This is a genomic window from Rhodococcus sp. NPDC076796 (assembly GCF_040702765.1).
Lineage (GTDB): Bacteria > Actinomycetota > Actinomycetes > Mycobacteriales > Mycobacteriaceae > Rhodococcoides.
In genome coordinates this window covers 84,675-102,589 of record NZ_JBFBMS010000005.1, presented here as the reverse complement: position 1 = coordinate 102,589, position 17,915 = coordinate 84,675, and the positions used below count along the sequence as shown (strand labels likewise).

Sequence of the window (17,915 nt, the reverse complement as noted above, 5' to 3'; positions counted from 1 at the left end):
CAAGCGGAGAGAATTACTCTCCGTTCACCTTCGCGATGATTTCCTTCGCGACGTTCGCGGGAACTTCTGCGTACGAATCGAAGACCATGGAGTAGTTTGCGCGGCCCTGCGTCTTTGACCGAAGGTCTCCGATGTAGCCGAACATCTCCGACAGCGGAACCAGTGCCTTGACGATACGGGCACCGCTGCGTTCCTCCATGGCCTGAATCTGACCACGGCGGGAGTTCAGGTCGCCGATGACCTCACCCATGTAATCCTCGGGCGTGATGACCTCGACGGCCATGACGGGTTCGAGAATGACGGGGCTGGCCTTGCGAGCGGCTTCCTTGAACGCTTGTGAGCCGGCGACCTTGAAGGCCATTTCCGACGAGTCGACGTCGTGGTACGCACCGTCGAGCAGTGTGACCTTGACGTTGACCAGGGGGTATCCGGCGAGAACACCGTACTGCATGGCGTCCTGAGCACCTGCGTCGACCGAGGGGATGTACTCCCTGGGCACACGACCACCGGAGACCTTGTTCTCGAACTCGTAGGTCGCACCGTCTTCGCCCTCGAAAGGCTCGAGCTTGATGATGACCTTCGCGAACTGGCCGGAGCCACCGGTCTGCTTCTTGTGGGTGTAGTCGTGCTTGTCGACCGTCTTGCGGATGGTCTCGCGGTACGCGACCTGCGGCTTGCCGACGTTGGCCTCGACCTTGAACTCGCGACGCATACGGTCGACGAGGATGTCGAGGTGCAGCTCGCCCATGCCGCCGATGACGGTCTGGCCGGTGTCCTCGTCCAGCTTCACCGAGAAGGTGGGATCCTCTTCGGCGAGCTTCTGGATTGCTGTTCCCAGCTTCTCCTGGTCGGACTTGGTCTTCGGCTCGATCGAGACCTGGATGACCGGGTCCGGGAAGCTCATGGACTCGAGGATGATCTGGTTCTGCGGATCGCAGAGCGTGTCACCCGTCGTGGTGTCCTTGAGGCCGATGACGGCGTAGATGTGACCGGCAGATGCGGTCGCGATCGCGTTCTCCTTGTTGGAGTGCATCTGGAAGAGCTTGCCCAGACGCTCCTTCTTGCCCTTGGTCGAGTTGATGACCTGAGCGCCGGAGTCGACCTTGCCCGAGTACACCCGGACGTAGGTCAGCTTGCCGAAGAAGGGGTGAGTCGCGATCTTGAACGCGAGAGCTGCGAACGGCTCGTCTGCGGACGGCTTGCGAGTGATCTCCTTCTCCTCGTCGCCGACGGCGTGTCCGATGGTCTCGGCAACGTCGAGGGGAGACGGGAGGTAGTCGATGACCGCGTCGAGCATGGGCTGAACGCCCTTGTTCTTGAACGCGGATCCACACAGGATCGGGTACAGCTCGCTGTTGACCGTCATCTTGCGGATGGCGCCCTTGATCTCGTCGATCGTGAGCTCTTCGCCACCGAAGTGCTTCTCCAGAAGCGCTTCGTCGGACTCGGCCACGGTCTCGAGCAGCATGGTGCGGTACTCGTCCGCGCGCTCCTTGAGGTTTTCCGGGATCTCCTGGATCTCGTACTTCTCGCCGAGCTTGGTCTCGCCACTCCACACGAGCGCCTTCATCTGCACGAGGTCGATGACGCCCTCGAAGTCGTTCTCAGCGCCGATGGGCAGCTGGATGACCAGCGGCTTGGCTCCGAGACGATCGATGATGGTCTGCACGGTGTAGTAGAAGTCCGCGCCGAGCTTGTCCATCTTGTTGACGAAGCAGATGCGCGGCACGTCGTACTTGTCGGCCTGACGCCAGACCTGCTCGGACTGCGGCTCGACACCTTCTTTGCCGTCGAACACTGCGACTGCGCCGTCGAGGACGCGGAGCGAACGCTCCACCTCGACGGTGAAGTCGACGTGACCGGGGGTGTCGATGATGTTGATCTGGTTGTCGTTCCAGAAGCACGTCGTGGCAGCAGAGGTGATCGTGATGCCACGCTCCTGCTCCTGCTCCATCCAGTCCATGGTGGCTGCGCCATCGTGAACTTCACCGATCTTGTACGAGATACCGGTGTAGAAGAGGATGCGTTCGGTAGTGGTGGTCTTGCCGGCATCGATGTGGGCCATGATGCCGATGTTGCGGACCTTGAGTAGGTCGGTCAGCACGTCCTGTGCCACGAGTTAACCCGCCTTGGTGTTGGAAGAGGTATTGCCTGAGCTGATCAACGCTCCGGCGGCATCGGATAGTTCCGAATACCGCCCGAGCGAGGAGATCACCAGCGGTAGTGAGCGAACGCCTTGTTGGCTTCGGCCATCTTGTGAGTGTCTTCGCGACGCTTCACAGCGGCACCGAGGCCGTTGCTGGCGTCGAGCAACTCGTTTGCCAGACGCTCGACCATGGTCTTCTCACGGCGAGCGCGCGAGAACGTGACCAGCCAGCGCAGTGCCAGCGTGGTGGAGCGGCCGGGACGAACCTCGACGGGCACCTGGTAGGTGGCACCACCGACGCGACGGCTGCGAACCTCGAGGGCCGGCTTGACGTTGTCGAGTGCACGCTTGAGCGTGACGACGGGGTCGGTGCCGGTCTTCTCGCGAGCCTGCTCGAGCGCCTGGTAGACGATGCGCTCTGCGGTCGACTTCTTGCCGTCGAGAAGGATCTTGTTGACGAGCTGCGTGACCAACGGCGATCCGTAGACCGGGTCGTTGATCAGCGGCCGCTTGGGTGCTGGGCCCTTGCGTGGCATATCAGCTCTTCTCCTTCTTGGCTCCGTAGCGGCTGCGAGCCTGCTTGCGGTTCTTGACACCCTGGGTGTCGAGCGAGCCGCGGATGATCTTGTAACGCACACCCGGGAGGTCCTTCACACGACCACCGCGAACGAGCACCATCGAGTGCTCCTGCAGGTTGTGACCCTCACCGGGGATGTATGCGGTGACCTCGACCGAGGAGGTCAGGCGAACACGCGCGACCTTACGGAGAGCGGAGTTCGGCTTCTTGGGGGTGGTGGTGTACACGCGAGTGCACACGCCACGGCGCTGTGGACTGCCCTTGAGGGCAGCGGTCTTCAGTTTCGCGACCTTGTCGGTGCGTCCCTTACGGACCAGCTGGTTGATCGTTGGCATAAACCGGCTTTCTTCGTGTCGATAAACAGGGATCTAGCAGTTGGAGCAAGAGAACACTGCTCCTCACCCGGTACTGCTGCTGCTCCAGTACTGCTATCGCGGGTCTCTTGCACCCCGCGGTCGGGTGTGTCGCATACCCCCACACGTCCAGCCGGTTGCGCGCTCTTTTCAGCGAACGTGCGCACGGCTGTACCTCGCATAGGCACACAAACGTTCCGGCCAGGCCGGACACGACCCATAACGATACCCGGCGGCGTCACCTCGGGTCAAAACACCCCTCGCGTGGGTACGCGGGCTATCGGCTGAGGTTCAGCGTGAGATCGGCGAGCTTCGCCGCGGCCTGGCACGGATCGGGATGAGCGGTGTCCGGCTGGTACTGCACCCACCACCCGAAGATGCCGTCCCGATCGGCACCGGCCGAGACCCCGCACGAGTCGGGGTCGTTCGGGCGCTGGGCCTGGATTGCCTTGCGGCCCTGCACCGTTGTGTCGGTGACGGTGTACATCATCTTCTCGTCGGCGGCCCGCTCGGCCGCCAGAGTGCCGGACTCGAACCAGTTGAACGTCACCTTCACCGTGCCCGCGGAACCGACGAGATCCCACCGGCAGATGGCCCCGAAGAAGCCGCGTTCGATGGCGTCGGCTCCGGTGGTCTCGGCGATCTGGTCGTCGGAGACGGCATCGCACTCGGTCAACAATTCGGTGAATTCTTGGCCACCGGAGCCGGCGAAGCTCGCCGGTCTCGCGGTTCCCTCGACGGTCTGGGCGCATCCGGCGACGAGCAACAGGGTCGACGCCGCCGCGATCACTCGCCTGCGCGTCATTGTTTGCGCTCCACTGTCAGCGTCGCGAGTTCGTTTCCGACGTCGCACGGCGGGCGCGCCGCAGGTCCGAAGGAGTAGGTGATCGACCAGTGGAAGAAGTCGTCGCCGAACTGCACACCTATTTCGCACAGAGTGTCCTGCTCGGCCTCGAATCCGGGGTTGCCGTCGATCTCGATGTCCTTGGCCGGACGGCCGATCAGCTCGGAACCGGCGCGTTCGCGTCCTATGGGGCTGCCGCGGTACCAGGAGAAGCTGACGCCGGGTCCGCCGAATCCGACCGTCTCCCACTGGCAACCGACGGAATTGCGGGTGACCTGTCCGAACGGGCCCGCGCCGAACGCGGACTGCACCTCGGCGTCGGTGATCGATCCGCATTCGCCGAAGAAGGGGCCGGGTTCGTATGCCGCGCTGGTCGGGGCAGCGTCCTCCGTCGACGCAGCGTCGTCCTCCGCACCGCCGCACCCGGCGATCAGCACAGCTGTTGCCGCCGCGACCATCGCGAACCGTCTCGTCATCTGCCAGGGGCTCACATCTACGGGGCCGAGAATCCGCCGACGCCGGGAATGTCGAACAGGATGCCGTAGGCGAGGACGTGTGCGGTGAACAGGACCGGGCCGCTGCCGGTATCGGCGACGACCGGCCCCGCGGGCTCGAACACGCCGTTGCCCTGCTGGCAGATCGGTGCGTTCACCGACCCGGTGCGTCCGTTGGCGATGTTGACGAAGTCGACCTGCAGGCTGGCGAAGTTCTGGTAGGACGTGCAGATCCGCGGCTCGGCGGCGCGGCCCCAGATGTGGGTCAGTCCCGGCGTCTCGGTGCTGGCGACCTCGATCGTGCCGATCCACTGATCCGGCACGACGAGTCCGCCGACGGTGACCCCGAGGTTGGGGATCTGCAGAACGGGGACGGGAGCCGGTCCCGGCGGGGGTGCAGGCGCGTTCTCGGCGGGTGCAGGCGGCGCATCGGCGGGCGGTTGGGCCTGCGCGACCGGCGCGAGGGCCATGGTGCCCACAGCCGCGAATGCAGCTGCGAGTAGACCGAATCGAGTCCGACGAGCCATACCTGTGTGTCTCCTGATCCTTTGGAAGCGAGTCGCCATACGTTACCGCGAAGCGGCGAGCTTCCGGCCCTGGACGTAGACGCCGACGATGGCGGGCTCGCGCATCGCCATCAGCAGAGCGAACAGGGTCTGGTCGCGGGCGAGCTCGGGGTCGTCGGCACGGACGCCGTGGTCGACTGCCGCCGCCAGCTGCGGCCACGCGGACGGATCGACCACGACGAAGTCCGCTTCCTTGCCCGCGTCGAAATTGCCGATTCGGTTCTCCATGTCCAGCGCTCGTGCCCCGGCGAGGGTTCCGGTGAACAGCAATTCGGCGGGATGCAGGGACAGTCCGGCGTCACCGGCCTCGGAGATGTGCACCTTGAACGCATCGGCGAGGACCTGCGGCAGCAACCATTCGTCACCGCCGCCGAAGTCCGAGCCGATGGCGATGTTCACCCCCGCGGCGACGGTTCGCTTCCACGGCATCGTGCCCGAGCCCAGGAACTGCTGCGAGGTGGGACAGTGCGCGATGGACGTGCCGGTCTCTGCCATTCGCGCGAGTTCGACGTCCTGACAGTGCACCGCGTGCGCCAGGATGGTGCGCCGACCCAGGAAGCTCTTTCCACCGACCTGCGAGCCCGGCAGGAACTTGCCGTCGTAGGTGTCGAGGTACGTCTGCACCCCGTAGGCGTTCTTGGTGGCGTCGATTTCGCCGGTCCCCGGCCGGTTGTTCTCGTTCAGGTGTGTGTGGAAGTAGACACCTCGCGCGCGGACGGAATCGTAGAGCTCGCCGAGGTTCTTCAGCGTCTCCGTCGTCACCGAGAGCGAGAACCGCGGTACGACGGCCACGTGCAGCATCGCCGTGTCGACATCGCCGGTGTCGGCTGCGTGCCACTTCTCGATCTCCTCGGACACGAGCCGGATGGCCTCGTCCTCACCGGTGATCAGGGCCTGCGCCGACGCCGGGCCGGTGGTCTGGACCCCGCGGCCACTGACGATGCGCAGCCCGTGCTTCTCGGTCTCGGAGAACAGCGAGTCCTGCGCGTGCGGGAACGCCGATCCGAACACCATCGCCTGCGTGGTTCCGGCCCGGATTCGCGCGGCGCAGAAATCTCTGGCCGCAGCGGCAGCGAACTCGGGATCGGCGAAGCGGGACTCGGACGGAAAGATGCACGTGTTCAGCCACTCGAGGAGTTGCCCGCCGCCGTAGGAATCCCCGGCGTAGGTCTGTGGGAAGTGAATGTGCGTGTCGACGAATCCCGGCAGTAGGAACCCGGGCCGATGGTCGGCGATCGACACCTGCGCGAATCGGTTTGGGAGAGAGTCGAACTCACCGCAGAACTCGATGATGCCGTTGTCGCCGACCACGAGGGCACCGTCGGGAATCGACACCAGCGCGGCAGCGGCGTCCACCACGGTGGGCGATCCAGCGACGTGAAAGATGTGGCCGCGGTGCACGCGTGCGATTTCGGAAGTCACCCGCCAGACTCAAGCACAGGTCGATCGGAACTGCAGATCGTGCGGATCTCTACTGCACTCCCGCTCCTGCGGCGGACAGCCGCGCGTTCAACGACGCATCCAATACCTCTGCCCACGAGCGCACGACCTCGGCACGTCGTCGTGCGTCGTCGGTGAGCACATCGGCCAGACCCAATCCGCGGGCGAGGTCGAGGGTTGCCTGAACGAGACGGTGGGTGACGGGATCGTTGTCGTCGACCCCGAGGTTCTCGACGGCCATCTTGTGGGCACGACGACCGAACCGTTCTTCGAGAGGAACGATCCGATCGCGCAACTCGGGGTCGGCCGAGGCCGCGGTCCAGACCTGCAGTGCCGCTTTGAACATCGGTCCGGTGTAGTACTCGACGAGCCGCTCCACCACCAGTTTCGTCCGGCCGGGGCCTGCCGGAATCTCCTGCGCCTCGCGGCGAGCGCTGTCCATCCGAGTGTCGAACATGTACTCGAGCGCTCCGGTGATCAGGTCCTCACGCGTCGGGAAATGATGCTGGGTGGCGCCGCGGGAGACGCCTGCACGTTCGGCGACCACTCCGACCGTCGTTGCAACCCAGCCCTGCTCGGCGAGCGAATCGATCGTCGCCTCGAGCAGTCGCTGACGCGTCACCCTACTGCGGTCCTGCTTGGGTTCGCGCGCCATCACCATCGCCGTACTCCCTCCTACCGACGCTCGGCCGCCCAGGACGGGGGCCTCTTCTCCAGAAAGGACATCATCCCCTCTCGGGCCTCGTCGGACGCAAAGAGCCTGGCCGACTGCTCGGCGACGGCCGTACCGCGCTCGTCGATCTCGCGCCGGATCGCGGCCGTGGTGAGGAGTTTCGACTCGGCGAGGCCCTGCGGCGAACACTTCCGAAACATGATCATGTAGTCGGCCACCGCTGCCGCGGGAACGGCGTCGGCCACGGTGACCAGACCGATCGCCTCGGCGGTGGCACCGTCGAACGTCTCCCCGGTGAGGAAATAGCGACTCGCCGCACGGGACGAAAGCCGCGGCAGCACGGCCACCGAGATGACCGATGCGGCCAGGCCGAGGCGAACCTCCGTCAGCGCGAACGAACTCTGGGGTCCGGCGACCGCGATATCGCAGGCCGCGACCAGCCCCATTCCACCTGCCCGCACATGTCCGTCGATCTGCACGACGACGGGTTTCGGGGTGTCGATGATCAACCGCATCAGGTCGAGCATCTGGCGGGTGCGCAGTTCCGGTGATGATCCGGCTTCGCGGAGGTCGGCTCCGGCACAGAACGTGGTGCCGGTGTGGCCGAGCACGATCGTTCTGACGTCGTCGTCGTGCGCTGCAGCGATGAGGCCCGCTGTCAGCTCCTCGACCAACACCGACGACAGCGCGTTCCGGTTCTCCGGCGAATCCAACGTCAAATACGCTGTGTCCTTGCCCGACTCGACGAGAACGGCCATCAGTAGCTTCTCGGCAATCCGAGCGAGTGCTGGCTCACGAAGTTGAGGATCATCTCCCGACTCACCGGCGCGACACGGGCGATGCGGGCGGCCCCGAGCATCGCAGCCAAGCCGTACTCACTGCTCAGGCCGGCTCCACCGTGGGTCTGGATCGCCTGATCCAGCGCCTTGATACTGGCCTCGGCCGCAGCGTATTTCGCCATGTTGGCCGCCTCGGCAGCGCCGAAGTCGTCGCCGGAGTCGTAGAGCACCGCGGCCTTCTGCATCATCAGCTTGGCGAGTTCGAGTTCGATCTTGCACTGCGCCAACGGATGCGCGAGACCCTGATGGGCTCCGATCGGCGTCTTCCAGACGGTGCGCTCCTTGGCGTACTTCACCGCTGCGTCGATGGCGTACCGACCCATTCCGATGGCCATCGCGGCACCGAGAATGCGCTCGGGGTTCAGTCCCGCGAACAGCTGCATCAGGGCGGCGTCGGCCTCGCCGACGAGCGCCTCGGCGGGGAGCCTGACGTCGTCGAGGAACAGCACGAACTGATGATCGGGCTCGACGATGTCCATCTCCATCTGCGTCTTCTGCAGACCCGGAGCGTCCGTGGGGACGATGAACAGGGCCGGCTTGAGCTTGCCCGTCTTGGAATCCTCGGTCCGCGCAACGATCAACACGGCGTCGGCCTGATCCACGCCGGAGATGTAGATCTTGTTGCCCTTGAGAATCCACTCGTCCCCGTCACGACGCGCCGTGGTGGTGATCTGGTGCGAGTTGGATCCGGCGTCGGGTTCGGTAATGCCGAAGACCATGATCTTGGACCCGTCGGCGAGAGCGGTGAGCCACTCCTGCTTCTGATCGGCCGTGCCGTACTTGCCGATGATGGTGCCGCAGATGGCCGGGCTGACGACGACCAGCAGCAGACCGGCTCCGTGCGCGGCCAACTCCTCCTGCACGAGCGCGAGTTCGTAGATGCCTGCGCCACCGCCGCCGTACTCCTCGGGCAGATTGACGCCGAGGAAGCCGAGTTTGCCCGCCTCGTTCCACAGTTCGGTCAGCGGCTCACCCTTGCGCGCCTTGGGCAGGACGTAGTCGATGTAGTTGTAGCGCTTGCCCAGTGACGAGACTGCGTTGCGCAGTCCCTTCTGCTCTTCGGTCTCGATGAAACTCATGATTGCTCCGCTCCTTCTGTCTTTTCGGTGACCACGGCCAGAACTGCGCCGACTTCGACCTGTTGACCTTCTGTGACGTTCAGTTCGGTGAGGACACCGTCTGCGGGTGCGGTCACCGTGTGTTCCATCTTCATCGCCTCGAGCCACAGGATCGGCTGGCCGGCGGTGACGGTATCGCCCTGCGCCGCAGCGATTCTGATGACGCTGCCCGGCATCGGTGCGAGCAGCGAACCCGCCGCGACCTCGTCCGTGGGATCGGTGAACCGCTGGGCCTTGATCAACCTGACCGGACCCAGTGCGGAATCGACGAAGACATCCGATCCGTAGCTGCTCACCTCGAAGATGCGACGAATGCCGTTGTCGTCGAGCGTCACCGAGGTCGGCGTGTGCTGAATCAGTTCGACGCCGTCCACCGAGGAGGTGAGTCCGCTGCGCCCGATCGAATATTCGACGGTGATGTCGTTGTAGGTCTTGCGCTGCGGTTGAGACCGCAGATTGCGCCAGCCGCCGGGCAGACCCCGGTTCACCCGCGCTCGCTCGACGTTGCTCGCTGCGTCGGCCAAAGCTGCTGCGAGAGCCGACAGTTCCTGGGCACGGCCGTGTGCGATCGGCCGAGCCAGGACATCGAGTCCGTGCGTGTCGAAGAACGCCGTGTCGGTGTCCCCGGCCAGGAACGCCGGATGTCGCAGGATGTTGACCAGCAGATCGCGGTTGGTCTTCAGGCCGTGAACGGTGGCCTTCTGCAACGCTTTCGCCAGTAGATTCGCAGCCTGATCCCGCGTCGGCGCGAACGAGATGACCTTCGCGAGCATCGGGTCGTAGTGAGTGCCCACCACGCTGCCGGTCTCGACACCTGAATCGACTCTGATGCCGGACTTGTCCAGCACCTCGAACTGCGCACCGGGGATCTCGAATCGGTGCACGGCACCGCTCTGCGGCTGCCAGTCCTGAGCCGGATCCTCCGCGTAGAGGCGAACTTCGATGGAGTGTCCACGCGTCTTGGGTTGCTCGGCGGGCAACCGCTCCCCCGCGGCGACCCTGATCTGCAAGGCCACCAGGTCGAGTCCGGTTGTGCATTCGGTGACCGGGTGCTCCACCTGCAGACGGGTGTTCATCTCGAGGAAGAAGAAGTTGCCCTTCTCGTCGGCGAGGAATTCGACGGTGCCCGCACCCTCGTAGCCGATGGCCTCGGTGGCCAGTGTCGCCGCGTGGAAGAGCTTCTCGCGCATGCCGTCGATGCGTTCGACGAGCGGCGACGGCGCCTCCTCGACGACCTTCTGATGCCTGCGTTGGATCGAGCACTCACGCTCGCCCACCGTCCACACCGTGCCGAATCGGTCTGCCATGACCTGCACTTCGATGTGTCGACCGGTCTCGATGTACCGCTCGACGAACACCGTTCCGTCGCCGAAGGCCGAGAGTGCCTCGCGCCCTGCCGCTTCGAGCTCCGACTCCAGGTTCTCGAGGTTGCGCACGATGCGCATGCCGCGCCCGCCGCCGCCCGCGGAGGCCTTGATCAGCACCGGCAGTTCGTTCTCGGTGACCGACCCGGGATCGAGCTGGGTCAGCACCGGAACTCCGGCGTCGGCCATCATCTTCTTGGACTCGACCTTCGAGCCCATCAGTTCGATGGCCTTGACGGGCGGCCCGATCCAGGTCAGGCCGGCGTTCTGCACCTGCTGCGCGAAATCGGAGTTCTCGGAAAGGAACCCGTATCCCGGATGCACGGCGTCCGCTCCGGCGGCCGCAGCTGCCGCGATCACGAGCTCGCCGCGCAGGTACGTCTCGGCCGAACTGTTGCCGGGTAGACGCACTGCCGTATCGGCCTCACGCACGTGCGGGGAGTTCGCGTCGGCGTCGGAGAACACCGCTACGGTGTCGATGCCCTCGGCGCGGCAGGTGGTGAAGACGCGTCGGGCGATTTCGCCGCGGTTGGCTACGAGAACGGACGTTATGGTCATGGCGTCACATCCGGAAGACACCGAAGTTGGCGGTGCCTTCGATCGGGGCGGTGGCGATGGCCGACAGGCACATTCCCACCACCGTGCGGGTATCACGGGGGTCGATGACGCCGTCGTCGTACAGGCGTCCGGAGAGGAACATCGGCATCGACTCGGCCTCGATCTGGCCTTCGATCATCGCGCGCATTCCGGCATCGGCCTCGGCGTCGAAGGCTTGTCCGCGAGCTTCGGCAGCGGCGCGTCCGACGATGGAGATGACACCTGCGAGTTGCGCGCCGCCCATGACGGCGGATTTGCTGGACGGCCACGCGAACAGGAATCGCGGATCGAACGCGCGCCCGCACATGCCGTAGTGACCTGCTCCGTACGACGCACCGAGCAGAATGGAGATGTGCGGCACCGTGGAGTTGGACACGGCGTTGATCATCATCGAGCCGTGCTTGATCATCCCGCCCTCCTCGTACTCCTTGCCGACCATGTAGCCGGTGGTGTTGTGCAGGAACAGAAGTGGGGTGTTCGACCGATTGGCGAGCTGGATGAACTGCGTTGCCTTCTGCGATTCCTCGCTGAAGAGCACACCGCGGGCATTGGCAAGAATGCCGATCGGATACCCGTGCAGCTCGGCCCATCCGGTGACGAGCGATCCGCCGTACATGGGCTTGAACTCGTCGAAGTCGGAACCGTCGACGATGCGGGCGATGACCTCGCGCGGGTCGAACGGAATCTTCAGGTCCGTGGGGACGATACCGAGCAGGTCCTCGGGGTCGGCCAGTGGCTCGATGACCTCGACGCGGGGCTCGGGGCCCTTCTTCTTCCAGTTCAATCGGGAGACGATGCTGCGTCCGATCCGAATCGCGTCCTGCTCGTCGACGGCGAAGTAGTCTGCGAGACCGGACTTTCGGGCGTGCATCTCGGCACCACCGAGCGACTCGTCGTCCGAGTCCTCGCCGGTGGCCATCTTGACCAGCGGCGGGCCGGCAAGGAAGACCTTCGAGCGTTCCTTGACCATGACGACGTGATCGGACATGCCGGGGATGTACGCGCCACCGGCGGTGGAGTTACCGAACACCAGGGCGATCGTGGGGATGCCCGCCGCCGAGAGCTGCGTCAGATCACGGAACATGCGACCACCCGGGATGAACACCTCCTTCTGCGTCGGCAGATCGGCTCCACCGGATTCGACCAGGGAGATCACCGGAAGCCGGTTCTGCGTGGCGATGTCGTTGCCGCGGAACCCTTTCTTCAGCGTCCACGGGTTGCTGGATCCGCCGCGGACCGTCGGATCGTTGGCCACGATGAGGCATTCGACTCCGCAGACGACGCCGATACCCATGACGGTGCTGGCCCCGACGGGAAAGTCGCTGCCCCAGGCCGCGAGTGGGCACAGTTCGAGAAATGCCGAGTCCTCGTCGATCAGCAACTCGATGCGTTCACGCGCAAGAAGCTTGCCGCGCTTCTTGTGTCGCTCGACGTACTTCTGACCGCCACCGAGCAGAGCCTTCGAGTGCTCGGCGTCGATCTCGCCGAGTTTGGCGTTCATCGCCTCGACGCTTCCGGTGTACTGCTCCGATGCGGTGTCGAGGGTGGACTTGAGCACGCTCATGCTTGGTACCCCAATCGTTTTGCTGCCAGCCCGGTGAGGATTTCGGTGGTACCGCCGCCGATGCCGAGGATGCGCATATCGCGGTACTGCCGCTCGACCTCGCTCTCACGCATGTAGCCGAGCCCGCCGAAGAGCTGTACCGCCTGATTGGCGACCCACTCTCCGGACTCGACGGCGGTGTTCTTCGCGAAGCAGACCTCGGCGATGAAGTCGTGCTTCTCAACCATGGACCTCTCGACGAGGGATCGCGTGTAGACCCGCGCGATGTCGATCTTGCGAGCCATTTCGGTGACGGTGTTCTGTACGGATTGCCGTGCGATGAGGGGCTTTCCGAAGGTCTCGCGATCGCGGACCCACTGCAGAGTGAGATCGAGGCATCGCTGAGCGCTGGCGTAGGCCTGAGCGGCGAGGGCGATGCGCTCGGTGAGAAATGCCTGCGCGATCTGCGCGAAGCCGCTGTTCTCGGCGCCGACGAGATTGGCGACGGGGACGCGGGCATCGACGAACGACAGCTCCGCGGTGTCCGATGCGCGCCAACCCATCTTGTCGAGCTTGCTCGTCACCTCGAACCCGGGTGTGCCCTTCTCGATGACGAGCAAGGAGACACCGCCTGCGCCTTCGCCTCCGGTACGTACCGCAGTGACGACGAAATCAGCTCGGCACCCCGAGGTGATGTACGTCTTGGATCCGTTGACGACGTAGTGATCGCCGTCCTTGACCGCCTTCGTCCTGAGGTGGCCGACGTCCGAACCGCCACCCGGCTCGGTGATCGCCAGCGAGCCGATCTTCTCCCCCGCCAACGTGGGCTCGACCCACTTCTCGATCTGCTGCCGATCACCGGCCGCAATCAAGTGCGGCAACGCAATTCCGCAGGTGAACAGCGATGCGAACAAGCCACCCGACGCGCCTGCCTGATGCATTTCCTCGCAGATCACGACCGCGTCGGCCAGATCCCCGCCGCTGCCACCGACCTCCTCGGCAAAGCCGGCTCCGAGCAGACCGAGAGCCGCCGCCTTCTTGTGCAGATCACGTGGAATCTCGCCGTCGGCTTCCCACTGATTCATGTGCGGTGCGATGTCGTGTTCGACGAAGCTGCGCACGGTCTTTCGAAGCTGCTGACGCTCCGGCGTCGTCCAGATACTCATACGAGTTCTCCCTTGTAAGCGAGGGTTTCGGGAATGTCGATGTGCCGCGACCGCAGCCACTCACCGAGCCCCTTGGCCTGTGGATCGAATCGGGCCTGCGATGCGACGCCCTGGCCGAGGATGCCCTCGATGACGAAGTTCACGGCCCGCAGATTGGGCAGAACGTGGCGGGTGACGGTGAGCGGCTCGGCCTCGGGCAGCATCTGCTTCAGAGTCTCGACCGTCAATGCGTGGACCAGCCAGGCGAATTCGTCGTCGGTGCGAACCCAGACCCCGACGTTGGCGTTGCCGCCCTTGTCGCCGCTTCGGGCCGCGGCGATGGTGCCGAGCGGAAGCCTGATGGTCGCTTCGGCTGCTCGCGTTGCCGGCAGCGCCGGTTCTTTCACGGGCTCCAGTACCTGCGTCTGCTGCGACGGAGCCACGGAAGTTTCGGTCCCGTCGGCCAGGTGCGCGGTGTGCGGTACCTCGGCTGAGTCGACGAAGCCTGCCGTGAACACTCCGTACGGCGCACCGTTTCCGGGTGGCGCGGTCACCGAGAATCCGGGATAGCTGGCCAGTGCCAGTTCGACTGCTACCGCCGAGAACTGACGTCCGACGGCATCGGGGTTGCTGTCGCGGGCGACACAGCGCAGCAGGGCGCTGGCCGTCTCCTCGGTCGCGGCGTCGGGCTTGTCGGTGCGGACCAGGGTCCAGGCCAGCTCGGTCGGCCGCGCAGGGAGCCAGGACTCGAATTGCCGTTGCGCCAGCTCTGCTTTGGCCTCGATATCGAGACCGGTGAGCACCATGGTGAATTCGTTGCGGAAGCCGCCGAGCGAGTTGAGCGACACCTTCAAGGTGGGAGGCGGCGCTTCGCCGGTCACGCCGGTGATGGTCACCCGATCGCTGGATTCCTGAGTGAGGACCGCCGAGTCGATGCGCGCGGTGACGTCGGGGTTCGCGTAACGCCCGCCGGTGATTTCGTACAGCAGCTGAGCGGTCACGGTACCGACGCTGACGGCACCGCCGGTGCCCTCGTGCTTGGTGATGACGGACGAACCATCGGACTCGATCTCGGCGATGGGGAATCCGGGCCTGGACATGTCTGCGATTTCGGTGAAGAAGGAGTAGTTGCCACCCGTCGCCTGTGTTCCGCATTCGATGACGTGTCCGGCGATCACGGCCCCGGCCAACGCGTCGTAATCGGTTGGGGTCCAGCCGAAGTGGGCTGCCGCAGGTCCGACGATGACGCTGGCGTCGGTGACGCGTCCGGTGACGACGACGTCCGCCCCGGAGTTCAGGCATTCGACGATGCCCCACGCGCCGAGGTAGGCATTTGCGGTCAGCGGGTTACCGAGGCCGAGTTCGGCCGCTCTGCCGAGGAGGTCGTCGCCGTCGACGTAGGCGATCTTCGCGCCGGAGTCCAGCTTCTCCAACGCCTCGGCCAGGCCTCGGGGATTGAGTCCGCCTGCGTTGGCGACGATCTTGACACCCTTGTCCAGGGCCAAGCCCAGGCAGTCTTCTGCCTGCCGCAGAAAGGTTTTGGCGTAACCACGGGTCGCGTCCTTCATCCGATCGCGGCCGAGAATGAGCATCGTCAGCTCGGCGAGGTAGTCGCCCGTGAGGTAGTCGAGTTCGCCGCCCTCGAGCATCTCGCGCATCGCAGACAGCCGGTCTCCGTAGAAGCCGGAACAATTGCCGATTCGTACTGTCATGCTTTCGCTCGTCCTGACTGTGGTCGTCCGACCCCGGGAGGGCCCGCAAAGGCTTGGGCGATGGTGAGCCAGTGCGCGGCATCGGTTCCCTCGGCGTGGATGCCGAGGTCGTCGCGGTGAGCGCGCTGGGTGACGAGGAGGCAGAAGTCGAGTGCGGGTCCGCTCACCCGCTGGTCGGCGTTCTCGGGTCCCCAGGTCCAGCGCTCTCCCGACGGCGCGGTGAGCTCGACTCGAAACGGTTCGGTGGGCGGAGCCTGCTGGTTGACCGCGTAAGCGAAATCCCTTGTGCGGACGCCGATGTGCGCGACTCCGCGGATTCGGTCGGTGGGAACGCGGGTGACGCCCACCGCGTCGGCGACATCCTGACCGTGCGCCCAGGTCTCCATCAGACGCGCTGTGGCCATGGACGCCGCACTCATCGGGGGGCCGAACCAGTCGATCTTGGTCCCGGACGGCACCTGCATCAGCGCGTCCGTCATGGCGGTGCGTCGGGTTCGCCATTCGCTCAGGAGGTTCGGGTTACGAGATTCTTCTTCGGCAGCCTCGTCGACGAAGCCGGTGGGGTTCTCCCATGCCTTCTTCAGAGTGAGAGCGAACTCCTCCTTGGCCTCGGTATCGCCGGACGCTGCGGACGTAGTTCGCTCCGCGACGTGATCGGTCCAGGAAAGATGCGCGATCTGGTGCGCGACGGTCCAGCCCGCGGCCGGTGTCGGTGCCGCCCATTGCTCCGGAGTCAACTCGGCCACGAGTGCATCGAGGTCGTTGCCCTCGGCGCGGAGGTCGTCGACGAGAAGGTCGAGGTCTGCCATGAACCCAGCTTCACAGGAGGTCCCGAAAAAAGCAAGCACGCCTGCTTGTTAATTCGTAACCTCGTGTTCGCTTGCCGTCTCTACGGTGACGAGCGTGAGAATGTCGAGACTCGTGGCCATCACCGTTACCCTCGCCGTCATGGCCGCCGGTTGCTCTTCCACGGACGCCGCCACGGATGCACCGTCGAGCATTCGGGTGGCGACGTTCAATGCCAGCCTCAATCGGCCGGTGGACGGGCAACTGGTGACCGACTTGCAGGGCGAGGACGCGCAGGCCAGCGCGGTCGCCGATGTGATCGCCGCGAACTCACCGGATGTGTTGCTGGTCAACGAGTTCGACTATTCGGGCGACGACGCAGTGGCCTTGTTCAACGACAACTACCTCGACGGGCAGTACCCACACTTCTTCACTGCGCCCGTGAACACCGGCGTCGATTCGGGACTCGACCTGGACCGAGACGGCGAGCTCGGCGGGCCGGGCGACGCCTGGGGGTTCGGCCAGTTCCCGGGCCAGTACGGGATGGTCGTGTACTCGAAGTTCCCGATCGCGACCGATTCGGTACGCACGTTCCAGAATTTTCTGTGGAAGGACATGCCGGATTCGCTGTTGCCGCGCGACTACTACGGCGACGTGTCCGACCAGCTCCGACTGTCCAGCAAATCGCACTGGGACGTGCCGATCGACGTGAACGGGAAGACGCTGCACGTGCTTGCGTCGCACCCCACTCCCCCGTCATTCGATGGACCCGAAGACCGCAACGGCAAGCGCAACCACGACGAGATCAGGCTCAGTGCCGACTACATCTCGGGTGCGGACTACCTCTACGACGACAACGGGGGGCGCGGCGGGCTGGAGGACGGAGCGTCGTTCGTCATGCTGGGCGATCAGAACAGCGATCCGGTCGACGGCGATTCGGTTGCCGGTGCCATCGCGCAGGTCCTCGACCTTCCTCGGGTTCAGGATCCGGCACCCACCTCGGCTGAACACGGCACGGACACAGCAGATTTCGCCGACCCGACGCCGGGAGACTTGCGGGTGGACTACGTGTTGCCCTCGGACGATCTGACGGTGATCGATTCGCAGGTGTATTGGCCGAATCAGGCCGAGCATCCCTCTGACCACCGATTGGTATGGGCCGACATCGAAATATGATGGGTGCGTGACCGATCTACCGATTGTCGAATTCGCGTACCCCGGCCCTCTGCGGGACGCCCTGGTCGCGGCCGTTCTTTCCGGCGAGAAGACCAGTACAGCAAGCCTGTTGGCGCAGTATGTCGACGAGGAGCTGCCGAGAGTCGGCGAACGCGGCGCGGTGGTGGATTCGACGGGTGTCGTGGTCGGAATCATCGAGACTGCTGCGGTCGATATCGTTGCGCTGAAGGACGTTTCGTTGCGCCACGCCCTCGACGAGGGTGAAGGGTACATCGATGTCGCGCAGTGGCGGGCTGGGCACGAGAGGTTCTGGCAGTCGGCGGAGGTCCGCGAAGAACTGGGCGATCCACACTTCACCGTGAACGACGACACCCAAGTGGTGCTGGAGCGGTTCACACTCGTGTGACCGCGCGCCCTGACCCGGCGTCAGGGTCGAGACTTCGTGTCGGTGGGTGGGTGTATAGGCGCGTGCACGTCGATTCTGTTTCGCCGCAACACTATTGGTGTTGACGGACGTGTCGCATGGGCGTACCATCGAACGC

At 64.8% G+C, this 17,915-nt stretch carries 17 protein-coding genes; 2 read left to right on the top strand and 15 right to left on the bottom strand.

Features of this window, described 5'->3' with window-relative positions:
* Positions 1-13 precede the first annotated feature (13 nt).
* From fusA to AB0366_RS17420, 15 genes are all read right to left on the bottom strand, one after another.
* Positions 14-2,116, bottom strand: coding sequence for an elongation factor G (gene fusA, locus AB0366_RS17490; protein WP_121873359.1), 2,103 nt, complete (start codon positions 2,114-2,116; stop codon positions 14-16).
* A gap of 95 nt (positions 2,117-2,211) precedes the next feature.
* On the bottom strand, positions 2,212-2,682 hold the full coding sequence (gene rpsG, locus AB0366_RS17485) for a 30S ribosomal protein S7 (RefSeq protein WP_003941856.1): 471 nt from the start codon (positions 2,680-2,682) through the stop codon (positions 2,212-2,214).
* A gap of 1 nt (position 2,683) precedes the next feature.
* Positions 2,684-3,058: a 30S ribosomal protein S12 gene (gene rpsL, locus AB0366_RS17480; RefSeq protein ID WP_008714048.1), complete on the bottom strand. Its 375-nt coding sequence runs from the start codon at positions 3,056-3,058 to the stop codon at positions 2,684-2,686.
* 295 nt (positions 3,059-3,353) lie between these two features.
* Entirely contained in the window at positions 3,354-3,881 is a 528-nt protein-coding gene (locus tag AB0366_RS17475) for a DUF3558 domain-containing protein (protein ID WP_121873360.1), read from the bottom strand.
* The gene (locus tag AB0366_RS17470; protein WP_366245013.1) at positions 3,878-4,396 is read right to left on the bottom strand and encodes a DUF3558 domain-containing protein; all 519 of its coding nucleotides are present in this window, start codon (positions 4,394-4,396) and stop codon (positions 3,878-3,880) included. The genes AB0366_RS17475 and AB0366_RS17470 overlap by 4 nt, the downstream gene beginning before the upstream one ends.
* 17 nt (positions 4,397-4,413) lie before the next feature.
* Complete coding sequence (locus tag AB0366_RS17465) at positions 4,414-4,941, bottom strand: hypothetical protein (RefSeq protein WP_366245012.1); 528 nt, start codon at positions 4,939-4,941, stop codon at positions 4,414-4,416.
* Between the two features lie 42 nt (positions 4,942-4,983).
* Positions 4,984-6,390: a guanine deaminase gene (locus tag AB0366_RS17460; RefSeq protein ID WP_366245188.1), complete on the bottom strand. Its 1,407-nt coding sequence runs from the start codon at positions 6,388-6,390 to the stop codon at positions 4,984-4,986.
* Between the two features lie 61 nt (positions 6,391-6,451).
* Positions 6,452-7,075: a TetR/AcrR family transcriptional regulator gene (locus AB0366_RS17455; protein ID WP_037191644.1), complete on the bottom strand. Its 624-nt coding sequence runs from the start codon at positions 7,073-7,075 to the stop codon at positions 6,452-6,454.
* Positions 7,076-7,095: 20 nt separating this feature from the next.
* Positions 7,096-7,851 (bottom strand): enoyl-CoA hydratase family protein, encoded by a 756-nt coding sequence (locus AB0366_RS17450; protein WP_128646416.1) that lies wholly within the window; start codon positions 7,849-7,851, stop codon positions 7,096-7,098.
* Positions 7,851-9,011 carry an acyl-CoA dehydrogenase family protein gene (locus AB0366_RS17445; protein WP_222081157.1) on the bottom strand — a complete coding sequence of 387 codons (1,161 nt, stop codon included), beginning with the start codon at positions 9,009-9,011 and terminating at the stop codon, positions 7,851-7,853. The genes AB0366_RS17450 and AB0366_RS17445 overlap by 1 nt, the downstream gene beginning before the upstream one ends.
* Entirely contained in the window at positions 9,008-10,972 is a 1,965-nt protein-coding gene (locus AB0366_RS17440; RefSeq protein ID WP_366245011.1) for a biotin carboxylase N-terminal domain-containing protein, read from the bottom strand. The genes AB0366_RS17445 and AB0366_RS17440 overlap by 4 nt, the downstream gene beginning before the upstream one ends.
* A 4-nt stretch (positions 10,973-10,976) precedes the next feature.
* Positions 10,977-12,575 (bottom strand): carboxyl transferase domain-containing protein, encoded by a 1,599-nt coding sequence (locus tag AB0366_RS17435; protein WP_366245010.1) that lies wholly within the window; start codon positions 12,573-12,575, stop codon positions 10,977-10,979.
* A complete protein-coding gene (locus tag AB0366_RS17430) occupies positions 12,572-13,720 on the bottom strand; it encodes an acyl-CoA dehydrogenase family protein (RefSeq protein WP_366245009.1) in 1,149 nt (382 codons plus the stop codon). Before AB0366_RS17430 ends, AB0366_RS17435 begins: the two co-directional genes overlap by 4 nt.
* The gene (locus tag AB0366_RS17425) at positions 13,717-15,411 is read right to left on the bottom strand and encodes an acyclic terpene utilization AtuA family protein (RefSeq protein WP_366245008.1); all 1,695 of its coding nucleotides are present in this window, start codon (positions 15,409-15,411) and stop codon (positions 13,717-13,719) included. The genes AB0366_RS17430 and AB0366_RS17425 overlap by 4 nt, the downstream gene beginning before the upstream one ends.
* A complete protein-coding gene (locus tag AB0366_RS17420; protein WP_366245007.1) occupies positions 15,408-16,220 on the bottom strand; it encodes a TIGR03084 family metal-binding protein in 813 nt (270 codons plus the stop codon). Before AB0366_RS17420 ends, AB0366_RS17425 begins: the two co-directional genes overlap by 4 nt.
* Before the next feature lie 100 nt (positions 16,221-16,320).
* On the opposite strand from AB0366_RS17420, the gene AB0366_RS17415 reads away from it, so the two are divergent.
* Together AB0366_RS17415 and AB0366_RS17410 are read left to right on the top strand one after the other, a co-directional pair.
* Positions 16,321-17,373, top strand: coding sequence for an endonuclease/exonuclease/phosphatase family protein (locus AB0366_RS17415; RefSeq protein WP_366245187.1), 1,053 nt, complete (start codon positions 16,321-16,323; stop codon positions 17,371-17,373).
* 7 nt (positions 17,374-17,380) lie between these two features.
* Positions 17,381-17,779 (top strand): ASCH domain-containing protein, encoded by a 399-nt coding sequence (locus AB0366_RS17410; RefSeq protein ID WP_366245006.1) that lies wholly within the window; start codon positions 17,381-17,383, stop codon positions 17,777-17,779.
* Positions 17,780-17,915 lie beyond the last annotated feature (136 nt).

What these genes read in the sequence shown, in the direction of transcription:
- AB0366_RS17445 (WP_222081157.1), bottom strand. Translation starts at nt 9,011, where the DNA reads ATGAGTTTCATCGAGACCGAAGAGCAGAAGGGACTGCGCAACGCAGTC.
- AB0366_RS17430 (WP_366245009.1), bottom strand. Translation starts at nt 13,720, where the DNA reads ATGAGTATCTGGACGACGCCGGAGCGTCAGCAGCTTCGAAAGACCGTG.
- AB0366_RS17465 (WP_366245012.1), bottom strand. Translation starts at nt 4,941, where the DNA reads ATGGCTCGTCGGACTCGATTCGGTCTACTCGCAGCTGCATTCGCGGCT.
- AB0366_RS17415 (WP_366245187.1), top strand. Translation starts at nt 16,321, where the DNA reads ATGTCGAGACTCGTGGCCATCACCGTTACCCTCGCCGTCATGGCCGCC.
- AB0366_RS17435 (WP_366245010.1), bottom strand. Translation starts at nt 12,575, where the DNA reads ATGAGCGTGCTCAAGTCCACCCTCGACACCGCATCGGAGCAGTACACC.
- AB0366_RS17455 (WP_037191644.1), bottom strand. Translation starts at nt 7,075, where the DNA reads ATGGCGCGCGAACCCAAGCAGGACCGCAGTAGGGTGACGCGTCAGCGA.
- rpsL (WP_008714048.1), bottom strand. Translation starts at nt 3,058, where the DNA reads ATGCCAACGATCAACCAGCTGGTCCGTAAGGGACGCACCGACAAGGTC.
- AB0366_RS17425 (WP_366245008.1), bottom strand. Translation starts at nt 15,411, where the DNA reads ATGACAGTACGAATCGGCAATTGTTCCGGCTTCTACGGAGACCGGCTG.
- AB0366_RS17450 (WP_128646416.1), bottom strand. Translation starts at nt 7,851, where the DNA reads ATGGCCGTTCTCGTCGAGTCGGGCAAGGACACAGCGTATTTGACGTTG.
- AB0366_RS17475 (WP_121873360.1), bottom strand. Translation starts at nt 3,881, where the DNA reads ATGACGCGCAGGCGAGTGATCGCGGCGGCGTCGACCCTGTTGCTCGTC.
- AB0366_RS17420 (WP_366245007.1), bottom strand. Translation starts at nt 16,220, where the DNA reads ATGGCAGACCTCGACCTTCTCGTCGACGACCTCCGCGCCGAGGGCAAC.
- AB0366_RS17440 (WP_366245011.1), bottom strand. Translation starts at nt 10,972, where the DNA reads ATGACCATAACGTCCGTTCTCGTAGCCAACCGCGGCGAAATCGCCCGA.
- rpsG (WP_003941856.1), bottom strand. Translation starts at nt 2,682, where the DNA reads ATGCCACGCAAGGGCCCAGCACCCAAGCGGCCGCTGATCAACGACCCG.
- AB0366_RS17470 (WP_366245013.1), bottom strand. Translation starts at nt 4,396, where the DNA reads ATGACGAGACGGTTCGCGATGGTCGCGGCGGCAACAGCTGTGCTGATC.